A 17329-nucleotide genomic window follows, 5' to 3' on the forward strand; every position below is an offset into this window, starting at 1 on the left:
TTATTTTCAAATTTTCAAATTAAAACTATGGCACTTATAAAAGAACTTTTAGGAAAAATACCACAGATCGGAGAAAATACTTTTTTAGCTGAAACCGCTACCATTATTGGAGATGTTACGATGGGAAAAGACTGCAGCGTTTGGTATAATGCAGTGATCAGAGGTGATGTTCATTATATTAAGATGGGTGATAAAGTAAATGTTCAGGACAATGCAATGCTACACTGTACCTATCAGAAACATCCATTGAATATTGGAAATAATGTATCCATTGGTCATAATGCTATTGTTCATGGATGTACAATCAAAGATAATGTACTGATCGGAATGGGAGCAATTGTGATGGATGACTGTCTGGTTGAAGAAAATTCAATTGTAGGAGCAGGTTCTGTAGTAACTCAGGGAACACATATTAAATCCGGAGAAGTCTGGGGTGGAGTTCCTGCCAAAAAGATCAAGGATATCAACGCTCAGCTATTGGAGGGCGAAGTAAACAGAATTGCAGATAACTATGTGAAATATTCATCATGGTATAAAGAGAATGTGAAAGATTACGAATTGTAGAGAATAGAGTACGAGATGCATGGTGTGAGTTTCGGATGCAAGATTTTTGATTGGACAGCAGGTCTTGATATGAAACTTCCAGGTCTCTGGTTTGAATCTAATACATAAAAAACAAAAGCTCTGTCTTTCGACGGAGCTTTGTATATCAAGCCTTTTGTGTTGATTTGATATAGAACCTTTGCTTTATTTTTATTTTGATTCTGGAGTAATTAATCGTGCTTCTCCATCAATACATTTAATATATGACGGAGGCGTAATCATCATACAGTCAGACATAATATTATATTTTTCGTTAAAAATCCTTACTTTATCCGTATACTCATTAATTCTCGGTAAAATTGAGGACTCAATTTTTTTAGGATAAGCAATATATTGCTGAGGTCCACCACAGGACTTTACACCCATGGGAGCGAAGGTCCAGTCGCTGGCATTTGTACAATTTTCCCCTTTAGCTTCAGATTCAATGGAAGCTTTTAATTTATCCAGCTGTGCCTGGTCGTACTTTTGGCTGTCTTCATCAGCAGGTCGATTGCTAATATCTATGGGAAGATTAGTATCAAGATTCTTTGTTGAATTACAGGAAACCAGAGTTAATGTAGTACATAATACTATTGCAGGGATATGCAGGAAAATTTTTTTCACAATTGACTTTTTTCTTTTTAAGATTTTTCAAAACTTATGCCAAGGTAAGAAAATCAAATTCATTTCCGTATTTTTGACAACGATGAACAATCATTTTTTTGACTTAATAGAGTATACCAACAGAAGTGTTTTTCTGACTGGAAAAGCCGGAACAGGTAAAACAACGTTTCTTAACGATTTTGTAAGACGAACAAAGAAAAAGCATGTAGTGATTGCCCCTACTGGGATTGCAGCAATTAATGCGGGTGGAGTCACCATCCATTCCATGTTTGGATTACCCCTGAGAACTTTTTTGCCTACCACAGAAAGGATAGATACCAGTTTGGCTAATAATATTGCCGATCTGATGCCCCATTTTAAATACCGTAAAGATAAACTTAAGCTTCTAAGAGAAGTTGAGATTATTATTATTGATGAGGTTTCCATGTTAAGAGCTGATGTACTGGACATGATGGATTTTTCTTTACGATTTATCAGGAGAAATAATCAAAGGTTTGGTGGAGTACAAATGTTGTTCATTGGGGATTTATTTCAGCTTCCGCCTGTGGTAAGAGACGAACACATTCTAAAAATGTATTATGATTCGCCTTTCTTTTTTGACAGTCATGCGATTAAAGACATTCCGATTGTTACCATTGAGCTTACAAAAGTCTACAGGCAGTCTGATCAGGAATTCTTAGAGATATTGAACGCCATTCGTGATGGTGATGTAGCCAATATAGATTTCAACCATCTGAATAAAAGATACGATCCGGATTTTGATATGGGGAAAGAATCTTACGTTTATCTGTGTTCTCACAATAAAATGGCAGATGAAATCAACCAGGAAAAACTGAAGGAAATAAAAGTAGATCCTAAAACCTATGAGGCCAAGCTTGTTGGAGATTTTAAAGAAAATCAATTTCCCAATGACCAGTTTTTGGAACTTAAAATAGGTGCCCAGATTATGTTTATCAGAAATGATATTTCCGGAGAGAAGAAATATTTTAACGGAAAGCTTGGAGAGATTATCGGGTTGGATGAAGATGAAATTCGCGTTGTTCTGGATGAAAGCGAAAGAGAAATTACCGTAAAAAAAGAAACCTGGGAACAGAAAAAATATTTCCTGGATACAGATAAAACAATCAAGGAAGAAGTTTTAGGAAGTTTTGAGCAATTTCCTATCAAATTAGCCTGGGCTGTTACCATTCATAAAAGCCAGGGGCTTACCTTTGATAAAGTAATTATTGATGCTGGAAAAAGTTTTACTGCCGGTCAGGTCTATGTAGCCTTATCACGTTGCCGAACGTTGGAAGGAATTGTTTTAAAATCAAAAATCACTCCTGAGGTTATTTTTAAAGACAACAGAATCCTGCAATTCCATAGCAATACGGTTGCCAACGATCATATAGATGCTATTTTGAATCAGGAGAAATACGATTACAGTATTAGAAAAGTACTTCGTACTGTGGATTGTCAGTGGTTTTTAAATGAAGTAGAGGAGTGGAACAAGCTTTCTGTTACCACTAAAAATATAGACCGCGCTAAAGCCAATCAGCTGTATCTTCAGTTGAAACATGAAGCTACCAATCTTGGAAAAATTTTTGAAAAGCTGGAGCGTGTGATCTTTCAAAAGGTGAATAATTTCATTGAACAGAAAGAAGAATGGTCCGAAATTGAAAGCAAGTCCAAAGGAGCGGTTAATTTCTTCTTTACCGAAACCCGAAATAAAATTTTCGATCCATTGAAAGAGTTTTATGCTGAAATTAAAGGGGCAAAAGGTCTGAAACAATACAATGAAGAAGTGAAAAGCTGGCTGGAAGATATTGAAGAATACCTAAATAGTTTAAAGGATATTCACCTTCTTGAAGTAAAGCTTCTTGATGAAAAGAATGATAAAGAAGTCAGCATGAAAATTGCTAAAGTTCCTTCACAGGTTCTAACTTTTCAACTTTTTGAACAAGGCAAAACAATTGGTGAAATTGCATTGGAAAGAGGATTGGTGAAAGAAACCGTAATTGGCCATCTTGCCAAGTTTGCGGAACAGGGATTGCTGGATATTTCAAGAGTCATTACCTCAGATAAGATCAAGGCATTTGAAGATGAATTTTATAAAAATCCACATGAGACTTTAACAGAGTGGAAGAATGCTTTACCCAACCATTTTGAATTTAATGAAATCAGAATTTTAATCAATCATTACAATTATAAAAAAGAAAAGAATTCCTAGGGAATTCTTTTCTTGCATGATATTAATAGGAGTTTGAGATTTATGGATACATTGTATTAATGGTATTGATATCTCCGGTTGTAAATCCTGTTCTGTTGTAGGTAAAATTAGTGTTGTCTGCTCTTTTAATAGTAGGTAAACCATTTTTAGAATAGGAATTTGGCCAGTACATCATTACAGAATTGATATTAAAAGGTCCTATATCCGTTCCGGAAGTATATTTATTGAAATTATAAGCCTGTCCGTCCTGAATATTGTTCCACTGAATGCTTACATACTGATCTCTGTCTTTACGGGCATGTTCATGATAAAGCCCTACCGTATGACCCATTTCATGAATCACCGATCCTACCGAAATATATTGATCTAAAGAAACAGTCTGTTTTCCGCCTTGGTATCCTATATGAGCCCATCCATCTGATCCATTTGAATTTCCGAAGATAAACTCAACATAATTAGATTGATTGGTACGTGGAATCCACTGAGTATTGGTTTTGTTATTATACTCACTTACTGCAGTATTGATTTTATTAACATTGATGGAACCCATATTGCTGGCAATCGTGTAATATATTTTACCACTTGGCCATTTGTATAAACTGGCGCCTCCTTTATTGGCTGTGCCTCCTTCTGATAATTGTTGATCAGAAAGAACAATGTCTCCCTGGAAAAAATTCAAATCATTTTTTCTTTCATAAGTAATTTCCTGGCCATTTAATTGCCCTTTTTTAAGATGAGCAATATTCACTGCATTGGTTTGGGTTTCGCTTGCCATTTCGTCATTACTTTTGCTGCATGAGGATACTATTGCAGTCATCGCAAGGCTTACTATGAAAGTTCTTTTAGTCAATACTTCCTGAGAAAACAAGTTATTAATTTTTTTGTTCATGATAAAGATTTTTTCAAATTGTTTATATACGAATATAATAAATATATCTCTTTATTTTGAATTATTTTTCAAATGTTTATAAATATATAGATGAAAGTGATAATGAATTTGCTTGAGATTATTTTAAAAGTGGCGAGAGTAACCTGAGAAATGAATATAAAAAATAACACAAAAGGGGGATGGTATACGATGGCATTAGTTTATAACTTTATGATAAACTAATGCCCATGAAAACAATATTAATCTCAGTTTGTTCTTTTGTGTGCGGATTATACCATGCTCAGGAGAAATCTTCGGATAATTTTCAGTTTGGAGCGACGCTGAAAGCCAGTATTAATTTTACAAGTAAAGAGAATAAGAACAGATTAAAAAATGAACCGGTTTTATTTTTTAAGATATCCACTTCATTTGGAGTTGCAAATACTTGGTTGAGTAAAAGCTTTTACCCCTCTCTGAATACTGAAATTCACCTATATAATGGGGGTTTAGGAAGTGATAATGTAAGGAAATCTGCTACCAATCGTATGATTTTAGATGCCATCTTTGCTTTAACACTTACTTCAGGATTTAATTATAATCCTGATACTCATAATCCTTTAAAATATTTTGCAGACTTTGCTATCCCTGCTTTAAACAATCCATATTCTGTTTCAGGATCACTAGGAACTAATTTGATTTTTACAACAGATAAAAAGAGAGAAACTCAAAGAGTGGGCTTTGCCGGTCTCAATGTTAAAGGAGTTCAGGCATTCACCTATAACGATGGGAGCTTTTTTGCTAGAATGTTTTTGGGAGATGGTGAAGATCGTTATTATACAGGAGGAGGGGGATTGTCTTATACTACCAGCTGGAGAAAGGCTGAAAATCTGCAAGATGCCTCATTGGAGTTGTCTTATCATAAATTTACAGGGTATACAGACGAAACATTTCAGTTAAGTTATGATATTGGGGCTTCTATGGTTACCTATAAAGATGAAGATCAATATAAATATAATAAGAGCTTATGGAAGCTTAGCGCCAGATATACAGAAAATAATGTTGGATATGGAGTCAATATTAACCAGTATAATTCTGCAAAATGGGATGCCCAACATTTGATTCATTGGCTCACCTACTGTCCGTATCATTTTGTTCCCTACAATAAATTTTATTCTGTTGAACCATTTCTATACATAAGAAAACAATAATGCCATGAAAACAAAAATATTATTATGCTTTATGGTGATCTGTTCACTAATGAGCTGCAAATTTTACGTCATGTATAAAGAAACGGCTGAGCTTGGATTTGCATGTGGCAAAGAGGATGATGAATTCATAACAGTTTATGAAAAAGATAAGAAAGAATACGAAGTTTATGTACGATATAATCAATCTAAATATTTGTACTTTAACAATACTCAGAGAGTAAATCAGCCGGGGTATGATTCCAAAAAATACAGAACAGAAATTCAGTATATTATTGTAAATACTAAGAATAATCATATGTTTTTTGTTTCAACAACTCCTTCCCGATATATTTTGAATAAGGATAAGAATACTTATTTAATCGGAAAAAAGGGAAACAGTTATTTTTTTAATAGTTATTTTATCGGGAAAATTACTGATACAACAATGATATTTAAAAGTGATAAAGAGAAAATGATCTGGAAGTTTAGGAGAAAAAATGATACTTTGAATATTAATACTGTTATTAATTATAAAATTAGGGCAAATAAAGAAATTCACACTTCCACCCGGTTAATATCCGAAATTTTAGGATGTGATTTTAAATTTGTAAAGCTTAATGATTTTGAAAACTTTACCTATGTAGAGCCAAGGGTATTTAATAATAAAGATTCCATAAAGGCGATAAAAGCTGGTAATGAAATCTCTTTGAACAGGATAAGGTATATTGCTTGCGGAAATCAGGCTGTAAAAGTCTTGCTCAACTATGATAATGCAATTGATGAAAATAATGAGTTTAAAAATATCTTTTATAAACAGGGCCGTATCCGATTTATTAACGATCATTAATGATTTCGTTGGATTACAAAAAATAATAAGGAAGGTGAAGTACTTTCTAATAGTTTTTCCCTGAACTCATCAATAGATCCTATTAATTACAAAAAGTAACTAATGCAATTCAGATGTTTTAAATTTGTATGATTTTTAAAATCTAAAAATTAACATCTCAATATGAAAAATTTTGAAATTTCTGTTTTAGACCTTGCACCGGTAAAGCAAGGGAAAAGCATTCATGATACTTTTCAGGACAGTTTGTCCTTAGCCAATCATGCAGAAGGCTTAGACTATAAAAGATTCTGGCTGGCGGAACATCATAATATGGAAAGTATTGCCAGTTCAGCCACTTCCGTATTAATAGGTTTTATCGCCAATGGAACAAAAAAAATCAGAGTAGGATCAGGAGGAATTATGCTTCCCAACCACAGTTCTCTGATTATTGCAGAACAATTTGGAACATTGGAATCCCTTTTCCCAGGAAGAATTGATCTCGGACTAGGAAGAGCACCCGGAACCGATGGCTTAACGGCTCAGGCGCTAGGAAGAAATCCTGCGATCATTAACGAGCAGTTTCCAAGACAGATTCTGGAACTTCAACGATATTTTTCCAAGGAAAATGCTGATGCAATGGTTCGCGCTATTCCAGGAGAAGGATTGGATATTCCATTGTACATTTTAGGATCCAGTACAGATAGTGCTTGGCTGGCTGCAGAACTTGGTCTGCCCTACGCTTTTGCAGGACATTTTGCTCCCGAACAGATGGAAATGGCTTTTAAAATTTACAGAGAACATTTTCAACCTTCAGTCTATTCAGAGAAACCGTATATCATTGCCTGCGTGAATGGAGTAGCAGCAGAAACTTCTGAGGAAGCTCATAAAATTTCTACAACTTTATTTCAGGCGTTCATCAATATTATAAGAAACGACAGAAAACCTTTTGCCCCACCGGTAGATGATATGGATGAAATATGGTCACCTATGGAGAAATCAATGGTTTTGCAGAAGCTGAGATATACGTTTATCGGAGATCAGGATGAAATTAAGACAAAGCTTAAAGATTTTCAGGAAAAGTTTAATGTAGATGAACTGATGATTAATTCACATATTTACGATCATCAGAAAAGAGTAAGATCTTACGAGATCATCAGAGAAGCGGTGAACTCTTTATCCAAAGCGTAATAAACCATTCATATAAATTGGCAGATGCTTATTTTTATGAGTATCTTTGCACAAATAAAAAGTAAAAATGTCTGAGATTAAATTAAATACTATTCCAGAGGCCATTGAAGACCTTAGAAATGGGAAAATAATCATAGTAGTAGATGATGAGGATAGAGAGAATGAAGGAGATTTTCTTTGCGCAGCAGAATTAACAACACCAGAAATTATCAACTTCATGGCGCTTCACGGAAGAGGGCTTATCTGTATGCCACTCCCTGAAAAAAGATGTGATGAACTAGGACTTGAAGTAATGGTAAGCAGAAGTAGCGATCCTAAAGAAACTGCTTTTACCGTATCTGTTGACCTTTTAGGAAACGGAACCTCTACAGGGATTTCTGCAGGAGACAGAGCGAAAACGATTTTAGCTTTGATGGATGAAAAATCCAAACCTACAGACTTCATGAGACCAGGACATATTTTCCCGCTTCGTGCCAGAAAAGGAGGAGTATTGAAAAGAGCAGGACATACTGAAGCTGCCATTGATCTTACTCATTTAGCAGGTTTGAAGGAAGGTGGAGTAATCTGTGAAATCATGAACGAGGACGGAACAATGTCCCGTTTACCTGAACTTCAAGCATTTGCTCAAAAGCACGATATGAAAATCGTTTCTATTGAAGATTTAATTCACTATCAGCTTAAAAAAGGGAATCTTGTAGAAAGACTGGAAGAGAAAAAAGTAAAAACACATTACGGTGACTTTGACTTCTATGCATTTAGAGAGACTTCTAACGATCAGATCCATTTTGCATTGACAAAAGGAGCGTGGACAGTAGATGAGCCGGTTTTGGTAAGAGTACAGTCTTCAGATTCATATTTTGATGTATTAACAAGATTGAATAATGGTGAAAAACCTTTATTGGAAAAAGTAACCAATATGGTGAACGAAGCTGGAAAAGGAGCCATTATCTTCATCAATAACGTTTCAAATTCAGAAAATACATTAAGAAAACTTCAGCAATTCCTGAACTATCAGGATGGGCAGGAGCAGCATCCTACTTTAGCGTACAACTATAGAGATTATGGTATCGGAACGCAAATCTTAAAGAATTTAGGAATCAATAAGTTTAAAGTAATCACTCAAAACCCTGCTATCAAGCCTCAGGTTGGAGGATATGATGTAGAGGTTACTGAATTGGTACAGCTATAATAAGTAAATAGACAATAGTGAATTTACTTCACTTTGAATAATTGTTTATAAAATGAAATAAAAGGTTTAGGATTTTTCTAAACCTTTTTTTATTTTTAAACCATGACCGAGTCTTTACAAAAACATATCCGGGAGTATGTGGAAATTTCAGATGAAAAGCTGGAAAAATATTGCAATGCCTTTACCCATCGAAAAATAAAAAAGAAAGAGTTTTTATTAATGGAAGGAAATATCTGTGATTTTGAAGGATTTGTAGTGAGTGGTTGTTTTAAGGTTTTTCATACCAATCGAAATGCAGCAGAGCAGATATTATATTTTGCTATTGAAAATTGGTGGATCTCTGATATAGACAGCTTTATCAACAGGATTCCATCCAAGCTTACCATTCAGGCGCTCGAGAACAGTGAAATTCTTTTGATTTCAAGAAAAGATAAAGAAAAGCTTTACCAGGAGATGCCGGAAGTGGAAAGATTAATGAGACTTAAGTTTCAGAGTTCAATTATTGCATTACAACGTAGAATTATTGATAATTTAAGCAAGTCTTCTGAAGAGCGCTATATTGAATTTTTAAAAAAATATCCCCAAACAGCCCATCGTCTTACCAATATTCAGATTGCAGCTTATCTGGGAGTAACTCCTGAATCTCTCAGCAGAGTTCGTAAAAATATTGTAAAGAAAGATGAATAAGATCCGTTTTTTTTTGCTTAAAAAGTTATTTAACTTAACGATCCTGGATGGTTTAAAAAAGAAAAGTCACAACAAAAATGCCTGTTGTGACTTGTATGTATGGTTAAAATTCAACTGTAAAACTACAGTGTTATTTCATCAAAGTTTCTGAAACCATTCAGGAAATCCTTTACTGTCATTCTTTTCTTGCCTTCTAACTGAAGTTCCTGGGGAAAATATACACCATCCTGAGTATATATTTTGAACTCACTTTTTGAAATATCCAATGTTCCGGCAGGTTTTCCATGATGGGAGATTTCAAATTTTCCACCAAATATTTTTAATCCTTTTTCCTCTTCACCAATTTTCAAAGTTGTGAAAGCAGCAGGATAAGGCGACATTCCCAGAATAAACTGATGTACAGTTTTAGAAGGTGCTAACCAATTGATTCTAGTATCCTCTTTAAATATTTTATAGGCATTTTTTGGGTGTTCAACCTGTGGTTGGGGTTTTTCTTCAATAGCATTGTCAGCCAATCCATCTAATGTTCTTACGACTAATTTTGAACCCATTTCCATCAATCTGTCATGAAGACCTCCTGCATTTTCATCCGGTAGAATTTCAAGCTCTTCCTGAAGAAGAATATTTCCTTCATCAATTTTTTCATTAATGAAGAACGTAGTTGCTCCAGTTTTTTCCTCGCCGTTAATAACTGCATAGTTGATAGGAGCAGCCCCTCTGTAATCAGGAAGTAAAGAGGCATGAAGGTTAAATGTTCCCATTCTAGGCATTTCAAAAAGAACCTTAGGCATCATTCTAAAAGCTACCACTACAAAAACATCAGCATCCAGTTTTCTGAGTTCTTCTAAAAATTCAGGATTTCTTAATTTTTCCGGCTGAAAAACAGGAATATTATTTTCTGAAGCATAAACTTTTACTGGTGATTGGTTTATTTTCTGGCCACGTCCGCTTGCTTTATCCGCTACAGTTACCACACCTACAACCTGATGCTGAGATTGATGAATAGCCTCCAAAGAAGTTTTTGCAAACTCAGGAGTACCTAAAAAAACGACTTTCAATGATTTCATAATGCAAAGATAAGTTTTTGCTCTGAGAGTGGGGAGTGTATGAGACTTAGGAGAAGAGAAATGGTATTTTTAAAATGCAAATCGTACCCCTATTTCTTATTTTAACCATTTCATTACTCATTACTCACATTACCCATGATTAAGTGCATATGTTCTGAAATTCAACATTTTTACCTTTCCGGAGTCTAATAGAAAAATTAAGTTTTCCAATATGCTTTCTTTGGAATGATAACTTAGTTGTACAGAAAGTTCTTCGATGGTTGCTGATTTTTTTGCCAGTAAATTAATGATCTGCTGGGAAATATTTTTGCCAAAAATAGACTGTTTATTCTTTTCACAAACAGAACATTGGCCGCAGTTTTTTGAATTTTTTTCCCCGAAATAAGCCAGAATAAGTTTCATTTTACAATAATCCTTATCTTCAACATAGAATTTCATTTCTTCCCATTTCTGAATTTTATTTCGTTGAATATGTTCAAAAAGTTTCCAATAAGCATTATTGACAGCTCTCTCATCACGAGGTTTCAGAAATTTGATACTCGATAAAGCGCCGTCCAGGTATTCAAGATAGTTTCTCTGCTGAAGTTCCTTTAAACGTTCTTTGATTAAAGGAATACTCACTCCAATTTTATGGCTTACCTGCTGTTCACTGAACATCACTTTATGGGTTGTAATTCCGGACACAGTACGGAGCAAAAGCTCTATGAAATAAGCATCTTTTTGTGACAGCTGATCTATTTCATCAGATTTAATAAAAAGCTCCAAAGATGACAGGCTTTTATTGTCATTGTAGTAAATGATTTCCTGGTTATGAAGGAAATTGAGGACATTATTGATTTTGGCTTTTGATAACCTCGTGAAATTTTGTATTCCGGTTGTATTCAGTTGGAATGTTTTCTCGGGTAACTCAAATTCTGCTACCTGAAAAATAGAGTAGAGATAGCTGATGATCTTTAAAAATTCTGCCTTGTTGGGAATCTGATTTTTCAGGATTTGATCAAAATTCAGAAGTTCCTGTTTGTTCCAAAGCATAAATGCAAAACTCTCCTTACCATCCCTTCCGGCTCTTCCTATTTCCTGGTAATAATTTTCAATTGAAGCAGCAGGTGAGTAGTGTAGCACAAAACGAACATTATCCTTGTCAATTCCCATTCCAAAGGCATTGGTAGAAATTAAGACCTGATTATCACTATTATTCCAGGTGTTTTGTCTTGTATTCTTTTCCTTTGTAGTTAAACCTGCATGAAAATAATCTACATTTTTTAGCTGATTTTTCTTTAAAAACTCTGAAAGCAGTTCAGCTTCTTTTCTGGTTCTTACATAAACAATTCCTGAATCTGTATTGTATTTTAAAATATCCAGAACCCGTTGGAATTTATCGGAAACCTCTTCTGTAAATATTTTGATATTATCTCTTTTAAAGCTTTTCTGGAAGACAGCCGGGTTTCTCAGTTCAAGCTTATTTTTGATCTCTTCCAGAACCTTTGGAGTTGCAGTTGCAGTAAGTGCCAGGCATGGAGTTTCCGGATTATTCATTCTGAAACCTTTGATATTCTGATAGCTTGGACGGAAATCCTGTCCCCATTCAGAAATACAGTGTGCCTCATCAACAGCAATGAATGAGAGTTCAATTTCTTCGATATTCTGAAGAAACTGAATATTGGTTAGTCTTTCAGGAGATACATAAAGCAGCTTGGTAAGACCTTCTTTGCAACGATTGTAAATAGCTTCAGCATCATATTCATCCAATTCAGATGACAAGTATTCTGCTTCTATACCACGAAATTTCAGCTGATTCACCTGGTCTTTCATTAAAGCCAGCAAAGGGGAGATCACCAGACAGGTTCCTTCTTTTAATAAAGCAGGCAGCTGGTAACATAATGACTTACCGGCACCTGTAGGAAGAAGTACCAGACTGTCTTTTTCATTGATAACAGCATTGATAATTTCTTCCTGAGAATCTCTGAAGCCGGTATAGCCCCAGAAATACTTAAGAGTATCATATTTTAGCTTTTGAAAGTCCTGCGGAGAAATCATGTTGTAAAAATAAGGAAAGTATTAAGACAAAAAAAGCCACGCAAGGCGTGACTTTTATATAATAAATTAATAAGCTTATTATTTAGCTTCGAAGTATACTCTTCTGTTAGCTCTGTTTTTCCACTCAGGGCATTTCGTTGCTGGTTCACACTCAGGATATTTAAGGTCTTTTTCACCTTTACCTACAGCGTTTAATTTGCCAGACTGAACTCCGTTTTTGATTAGATAGTTCTTAACGTTGTTGGCTCTTCTCTGAGATAGTTTTTGGTTGTAAGCATCAGTACCTCTTGTATCAGTAGCTCCTACAACATTGTAAGAACCGTTTGAAGAATTGATGTAGTTTACAGCATTATTTAAGATAGGAGTGTTTGAAGGTAAAATTCTATCAGAATTTAAGTCAAACTCAATACCTTCCAGTTTAGTTTCTGTTTCTACTACTGGTCCTGTAGTGGTAGTAGGACAACCGTTGTTTTCAACAGGTCCTGGAACCGTTACACACTTATCATAAAGGTCAATAACACCATCAAGGTCTGTATCAAGAGCAACACCAGCACCATCCACTCTAGCTCCTGCAGGAGTGTCAAGCTGTCTGTCCCAATCGTCGCATACTCCATCGTTATCAGCATCCCCTTTCTTACATACTTCGATATCCTGGTTTTTATTAGCCAAAACATCAAGTTTGTAATAGATTTCCTGAAGTGGGTCATGCCACATTAAGTGAGACTCATGTTTTCCTAATTTTACAGAAAGTCCTAAAGTTGCATTAAAGAAGTTATCAGAAACCTGTGAAGAACGTCTGTTGATCTCACTGTATGGATCACCTCCACCATCAAAAGTATCATCACCAGTTACTACATACATTAATCTACCTTCAATATCAATTCTTCTGTTCACTTTAAACTTCAGACCTGTACCAGCCTGCATGAATAAAGAACCTAATTTAAATGGCTTCACTTCAGTCATCAATCTTTGTCCAGTGGCATCTTTTTGGTATGCTCTGTAAGCAATGGTACCAACACCGGCATATCCGTGTAGGGCCCATCTGTAAGGAGAATGATTATCAACTCTTCTTAAAAGGTTAGAGAAGTTAATATCTCCCAAGATTGAGATCGCGTCGTATTGAGTTCTACCCGCTACCGCCTTTGCATCAGGTGCTGCATCTTTGGTATTGAACCATCCTTGTCTTGTTTCACCTCTGTCATATTGTAAATTGATTCCAAAAGCATGGGTGATCGCTTTATCAATACTTACATAAGCTGAATATCCGAAAAGGTTTTTACCGTTACCATTCTTAATGGAGGTTAAATCTGCTGACTGAAGTAGTGGAACTCCAACCCCTGCAGAAATAGACCAGTCATTAAATCTTTTTGATTGATTTGTGAATGGGGAAATGTTGGCAGACCCAGACGAGAACGTATTGGGATACTCTCCTTTTGAAACTGCCGTTGAGTCTTGTGCATAACTGGCAGTAGGAATCGCCAAAGCTAATGCAACAATTGCTAAACTTAATTTCATAGTGTTATTTTTTTAGTTAAGTTATTTTAAATGATTTTTTTACGCTAAAAAGTGATTTTTGTGTTATTTTTTCCAAAACAATAGTGTCTATATCTTGCCAATATTGCACCTATTCCCCGGAAAATGATATAAAGGTATGTAAAAAAATTCGTAGTAGAAAAAAAAAAACCGAAAAGAACAATTCTTTTCGGTTTTACATGTATTATAAGAAATTACTTCTTCTTTTTCTTAGATGGTGCTTTTTTTACTGGTTTTTTTACAGAAGCATCTTCATAGTCTTTCTTTTTAAGAGAATCCCATTCTGAACCTTCTATAAATCTTACCGTAACTTTTCTATCTGCCATTCTTTCAGCATCAGAGGCTGAAGCTGGAATTTTAGCATCTACAGATCCTACTCCTCTTGATTTCAGTACACTTTCATTGATACCTCTGTTTTCAAGCGCTCCTACTACTGCAGCAGCTCTTTCTTTAGATAATCTTAGGTTATAAGCTGCATTTCCTTTAATATCAGTATGTCCTGTTAGTAAGTAGGTGCCTCCGTTTTCTTTAATAATCGAAGCTGCTACATCAAGTTTACTGTTAGATTCAGGTCTGATCGTAGCCTTATTAAAGTTAAAGTAGATGTCTTTCAACGTTTTTTCTACTTCTACAGCAGTCTTATGATTATCTTTTTTCTCTATTGGACAACCGTTGTTTTCAACAGGTCCTGGAACCGTTACACACTTATCGTAAAGGTCGATAACTCCATCAAGGTCTGCATCAAGAGCAACACCGGCACCATCCACTCTAGCTCCTGCAGGAGTGTCAAGCTGTCTGTCCCAGTCGTCGCATACTCCATCATTATCAGCATCCCCTTTCTTACATACTTCGATATCCTGTTTTTTATTAGCCAAAACATCAAGTTTGTAATAGATTTCCTGAAGTGGGTCGTGCCACATTAAGTGAGACTCATGTTTTCCTAATTTTACAGAAAGTCCTAAAGTTGCATTAAAGAAGTTATCAGAAACCTGTGAAGAACGTCTGTTGATCTCACTGTATGGATTACCTCCGCCATCAAAAGTATCATCACCAGTTACTACATACATTAATCTACCTTCAATATCAAGTCTTCTGTTTACTTTAAACTTCAGACCTGTACCTGCCTGCATGAATATAGAGCCTAACTCAAATGGTTTCACTTCAGTCATCAATCTTTGTCCAGTGGCATCTTTTTGGTATGCTCTATAAGCAATAGTACCAATACCGGCATATCCATGTAATGCCCATCTGTAAGTAGAATGGTTATCAACTCTTCTTAAAAGGTTAGAGAAGTTAATATCTCCAAGAATTGAGATCGCATCATATTGAGTTCTACCTGCTACTGCCTTTGCATCAGGTGCTGCATCTTTGGTATTGAACCATCCTTGTCTTGTTTCACCTCTGTCATATTGTAAATTGATTCCAAAAGCATGGGTGATCGCTTTATCAATACTTACATAAGCTGAATATCCAAAAAGGTTTTTACCATTACCATTCTTAATGGAGGTTAAATCTGCAGATTGAAGCAGTGGAACTCCTGCTCCTACAGAAATAGACCAGTCATTAAATCTTTTTGATTGATTGGTAAATGGGGAAACATTCGCAGATCCAGAAGTAAAAGTATTAGGATACTTTCCATCTGCAGCTGCTGATGAATCTTGTGCATAGCTGACGGTAGGGATCGTCAATGCTAATGCAACGATTGCTAAACTTAATTTCATCGTGTATTATTTATTTTTGATTTTTTTGAAAAAATAGTTTTTTGGACTTTTTTATTATTTGATAGGGCATCCGTTGTTTTCAACAGGTCCAGGAACGGTTACGCACTTATCGTATAAGTCAATAACACCATCAAGATCCATATCTAAAGCAACACCGGCACCATCTACTCTTGCTCCTGCAGGAGTATCAAGTTGTCTGTCCCAATCGTCACATACTCCATCATTGTCCTGGTCTCCTTTTTCACAAACCACAAGATCTGTAGTAGCATTTTCTAAAACATTGGTTTTGTAGTATGCTTCCTGAAGTGGATCATGCCATGCTAAGTGAGATAGATGTTTTCCTAATTTGAAAGATACCCCCAAAGATACCGTCCAGGCATTGTAAGATCTTCTGTTGTTAAGGATTGTATATCGATATCCTGATTCTGTAGGGGCTTTAGGATCATAACTTGAATTATTGTATCCACTACCATCAAATGACTGCTCCCCACTGATAATATACATGGTTCTTGCTTCAACATCAATAAGTGGTGAAACATTATACTTTAGTCCTAAACCAGCCTGATAATATACAGAATTAATATCAAGATCCTGCTTTACAAATAATGGTGTTCTTTTAGGATTGTCACTCCATCTGTTTCGATCATTATCGTGTAAAGAAGTTCTGTACCCTTGAAGTCCAATTCCTCCATACCCGTGGAATGCCCATCTGTAAGGGGAGTGATTATCTACTCTTCTTAATAAGTTGGAAAAGTTGATATCACCCATCAAAGCGATTTGGTCAAACTGTGTAGTTCCGGTAGCTACGCCCGCAGCTATTCCAGGAGCTCCAGGAAGTTGTCCTGTTTGTTTCGTTTCTCCTCTGGTGTAGATAAGGCTTAAACCGAAAGTATGTGAGATCTGCTTATCAATACTTATATAAGCATTGTATCCCCAGTTCGTCTTATCCGAACGAAGAGATTTAAGTGCAGAGTGAACCATAAATGCGGAACCACCTCCTACGGAGATTGACCAGTCTCTGAAGCGTCTGGCTTTGTTGTCAAAAGGCTGTACGTTAGCTGAACCTGAAGAGAAGGTATTAGGATACTCAGTAGAAGAGTTTACTGTAGTACTGCTATTCTGAGCGAAAGCTGCAATTGGCAAGGTTGTAGCCAATAATAATAAACCTAATTTCATACAATATGTTTTATGTTTTAAATAAAATCTTTTAATAATATTCTGGAAAAATCCCTTTCAAAAAGATGTTTTTTATGAGGGATTTCTAATCTTTCTGATCTAAAATTTAATTCATTATACTTAATGATATCAATATCTATTATCCTGTCTGTGTAACCTCCGGATACTTTTGAATCATTAATTCTTCCCATTTCAACTTCTATCTCTTTAATACAATCAAGCAGCTGAATTGGTGAAAGATGCGTGAATATTATTGTTGCAATATTACAAAAAATATTGGAACTGACAAATTCTACAGGATCAGAGATTAAAAATTCGCTTGTTTGTGAAATGTGGTTTCCGGCATCTCTTATTTTCTGTAAAGCAAGCTCTATATTTTTTTTTTGCTCTCCGAGGTTACTTCCGAGTAACAAAACTACCTTTTGTTGCGACATA

The 17329-nt window shown here is 35.4% G+C and carries 15 protein-coding genes; 7 read left to right on the top strand and 8 right to left on the bottom strand.

Translation table 11 applies throughout. The features are described from left to right. The first annotated feature begins 27 nt into the window (after window positions 1-27). On the top strand, window positions 28-564 hold the full coding sequence (locus EG344_RS15280; protein ID WP_065395062.1) for a gamma carbonic anhydrase family protein: 537 nt from the start codon (window positions 28-30) through the stop codon (window positions 562-564). Window positions 565-753: 189 nt separating this feature from the next. On the opposite strand, the gene EG344_RS15285 is transcribed toward EG344_RS15280, so the two are convergent. Beyond that, the gene (locus tag EG344_RS15285) at window positions 754-1206 is read right to left on the bottom strand and encodes a hypothetical protein (RefSeq protein WP_123910148.1); all 453 of its coding nucleotides are present in this window, start codon (window positions 1204-1206) and stop codon (window positions 754-756) included. An 82-nt stretch (window positions 1207-1288) separates the two neighbouring features. Here EG344_RS15285 and EG344_RS15290 point away from each other — a divergent pair, with 82 nt between their 5' ends. Beyond that, complete coding sequence (locus EG344_RS15290; protein ID WP_123910149.1) at window positions 1289-3415, top strand: helix-turn-helix domain-containing protein; 2127 nt, start codon at window positions 1289-1291, stop codon at window positions 3413-3415. A 40-nt stretch (window positions 3416-3455) separates the two neighbouring features. Here EG344_RS15290 and EG344_RS15295 read toward each other — a convergent pair whose 3' ends face one another. Next, entirely contained in the window at window positions 3456-4304 is an 849-nt protein-coding gene (locus EG344_RS15295; protein ID WP_123910150.1) for a M12 family metallopeptidase, read from the bottom strand. Between the two features lie 227 nt (window positions 4305-4531). Here EG344_RS15295 and EG344_RS15300 point away from each other — a divergent pair, with 227 nt between their 5' ends. The 5 genes from EG344_RS15300 (at window position 4532) to EG344_RS15320 (ending at window position 9360) form a co-directional block, all read left to right on the top strand. Beyond that, on the top strand, window positions 4532-5491 hold the full coding sequence (locus tag EG344_RS15300) for a hypothetical protein (RefSeq protein ID WP_123910151.1): 960 nt from the start codon (window positions 4532-4534) through the stop codon (window positions 5489-5491). 4 nt (window positions 5492-5495) lie between these two features. After that, window positions 5496-6317 (top strand): hypothetical protein, encoded by an 822-nt coding sequence (locus EG344_RS15305; protein ID WP_123910152.1) that lies wholly within the window; start codon window positions 5496-5498, stop codon window positions 6315-6317. Window positions 6318-6479: 162 nt separating this feature from the next. Next, window positions 6480-7484 carry an LLM class flavin-dependent oxidoreductase gene (locus EG344_RS15310; RefSeq protein ID WP_123910153.1) on the top strand — a complete coding sequence of 335 codons (1005 nt, stop codon included), beginning with the start codon at window positions 6480-6482 and terminating at the stop codon, window positions 7482-7484. Window positions 7485-7551: 67 nt separating this feature from the next. Beyond that, on the top strand, window positions 7552-8673 hold the full coding sequence (ribB, locus tag EG344_RS15315; protein ID WP_123910154.1) for a 3,4-dihydroxy-2-butanone-4-phosphate synthase: 1122 nt from the start codon (window positions 7552-7554) through the stop codon (window positions 8671-8673). A gap of 102 nt (window positions 8674-8775) precedes the next feature. After that, window positions 8776-9360, top strand: coding sequence for a Crp/Fnr family transcriptional regulator (locus EG344_RS15320; RefSeq protein ID WP_123910155.1), 585 nt, complete (start codon window positions 8776-8778; stop codon window positions 9358-9360). A gap of 122 nt (window positions 9361-9482) precedes the next feature. Here EG344_RS15320 and fmt read toward each other — a convergent pair whose 3' ends face one another. From fmt to folK, 6 genes are all read right to left on the bottom strand, one after another. Beyond that, window positions 9483-10427, bottom strand: coding sequence for a methionyl-tRNA formyltransferase (fmt, locus tag EG344_RS15325; protein WP_123910156.1), 945 nt, complete (start codon window positions 10425-10427; stop codon window positions 9483-9485). A 129-nt stretch (window positions 10428-10556) separates the two neighbouring features. Then, window positions 10557-12464 (bottom strand): ATP-dependent DNA helicase RecQ, encoded by a 1908-nt coding sequence (locus tag EG344_RS15330; protein WP_123910157.1) that lies wholly within the window; start codon window positions 12462-12464, stop codon window positions 10557-10559. Between the two features lie 78 nt (window positions 12465-12542). Beyond that, on the bottom strand, window positions 12543-13979 hold the full coding sequence (locus EG344_RS15335; protein WP_123910158.1) for an OmpA family protein: 1437 nt from the start codon (window positions 13977-13979) through the stop codon (window positions 12543-12545). 212 nt (window positions 13980-14191) lie between these two features. Then, window positions 14192-15718, bottom strand: coding sequence for an OmpA family protein (locus EG344_RS15340; RefSeq protein ID WP_123910159.1), 1527 nt, complete (start codon window positions 15716-15718; stop codon window positions 14192-14194). Between the two features lie 54 nt (window positions 15719-15772). Further along, a complete protein-coding gene (locus EG344_RS15345) occupies window positions 15773-16894 on the bottom strand; it encodes an OmpA family protein (RefSeq protein WP_123910160.1) in 1122 nt (373 codons plus the stop codon). 17 nt (window positions 16895-16911) lie between these two features. Then, window positions 16912-17328, bottom strand: coding sequence for a 2-amino-4-hydroxy-6-hydroxymethyldihydropteridine diphosphokinase (gene folK, locus EG344_RS15350; protein ID WP_123910161.1), 417 nt, complete (start codon window positions 17326-17328; stop codon window positions 16912-16914). Window position 17329: the final 1 nt, after the last annotated feature.

The organism is Chryseobacterium sp. G0162 (genome assembly GCF_003815715.1).
Taxonomy (GTDB): Bacteria; Bacteroidota; Bacteroidia; order Flavobacteriales; family Weeksellaceae; genus Chryseobacterium.

Bases quoted from the DNA above. Each gene is read 5' to 3' on its own strand.
- EG344_RS15280 (WP_065395062.1), top strand. From the start codon at position 28: ATGGCACTTATAAAAGAACTTTTAGGAAAAATACCACAGATCGGAGAA.
- EG344_RS15290 (WP_123910149.1), top strand. From the start codon at position 1,289: ATGAACAATCATTTTTTTGACTTAATAGAGTATACCAACAGAAGTGTT.
- EG344_RS15295 (WP_123910150.1), bottom strand. From the start codon at position 4,304: ATGAACAAAAAAATTAATAACTTGTTTTCTCAGGAAGTATTGACTAAA.
- EG344_RS15300 (WP_123910151.1), top strand. From the start codon at position 4,532: ATGAAAACAATATTAATCTCAGTTTGTTCTTTTGTGTGCGGATTATAC.
- EG344_RS15305 (WP_123910152.1), top strand. From the start codon at position 5,496: ATGAAAACAAAAATATTATTATGCTTTATGGTGATCTGTTCACTAATG.
- EG344_RS15310 (WP_123910153.1), top strand. From the start codon at position 6,480: ATGAAAAATTTTGAAATTTCTGTTTTAGACCTTGCACCGGTAAAGCAA.
- ribB (WP_123910154.1), top strand. From the start codon at position 7,552: ATGTCTGAGATTAAATTAAATACTATTCCAGAGGCCATTGAAGACCTT.
- EG344_RS15320 (WP_123910155.1), top strand. From the start codon at position 8,776: ATGACCGAGTCTTTACAAAAACATATCCGGGAGTATGTGGAAATTTCA.
- fmt (WP_123910156.1), bottom strand. From the start codon at position 10,427: ATGAAATCATTGAAAGTCGTTTTTTTAGGTACTCCTGAGTTTGCAAAA.
- EG344_RS15330 (WP_123910157.1), bottom strand. From the start codon at position 12,464: ATGATTTCTCCGCAGGACTTTCAAAAGCTAAAATATGATACTCTTAAG.
- EG344_RS15335 (WP_123910158.1), bottom strand. From the start codon at position 13,979: ATGAAATTAAGTTTAGCAATTGTTGCATTAGCTTTGGCGATTCCTACT.
- EG344_RS15340 (WP_123910159.1), bottom strand. From the start codon at position 15,718: ATGAAATTAAGTTTAGCAATCGTTGCATTAGCATTGACGATCCCTACC.
- EG344_RS15345 (WP_123910160.1), bottom strand. From the start codon at position 16,894: ATGAAATTAGGTTTATTATTATTGGCTACAACCTTGCCAATTGCAGCT.
- folK (WP_123910161.1), bottom strand. From the start codon at position 17,328: ATGTCGCAACAAAAGGTAGTTTTGTTACTCGGAAGTAACCTCGGAGAG.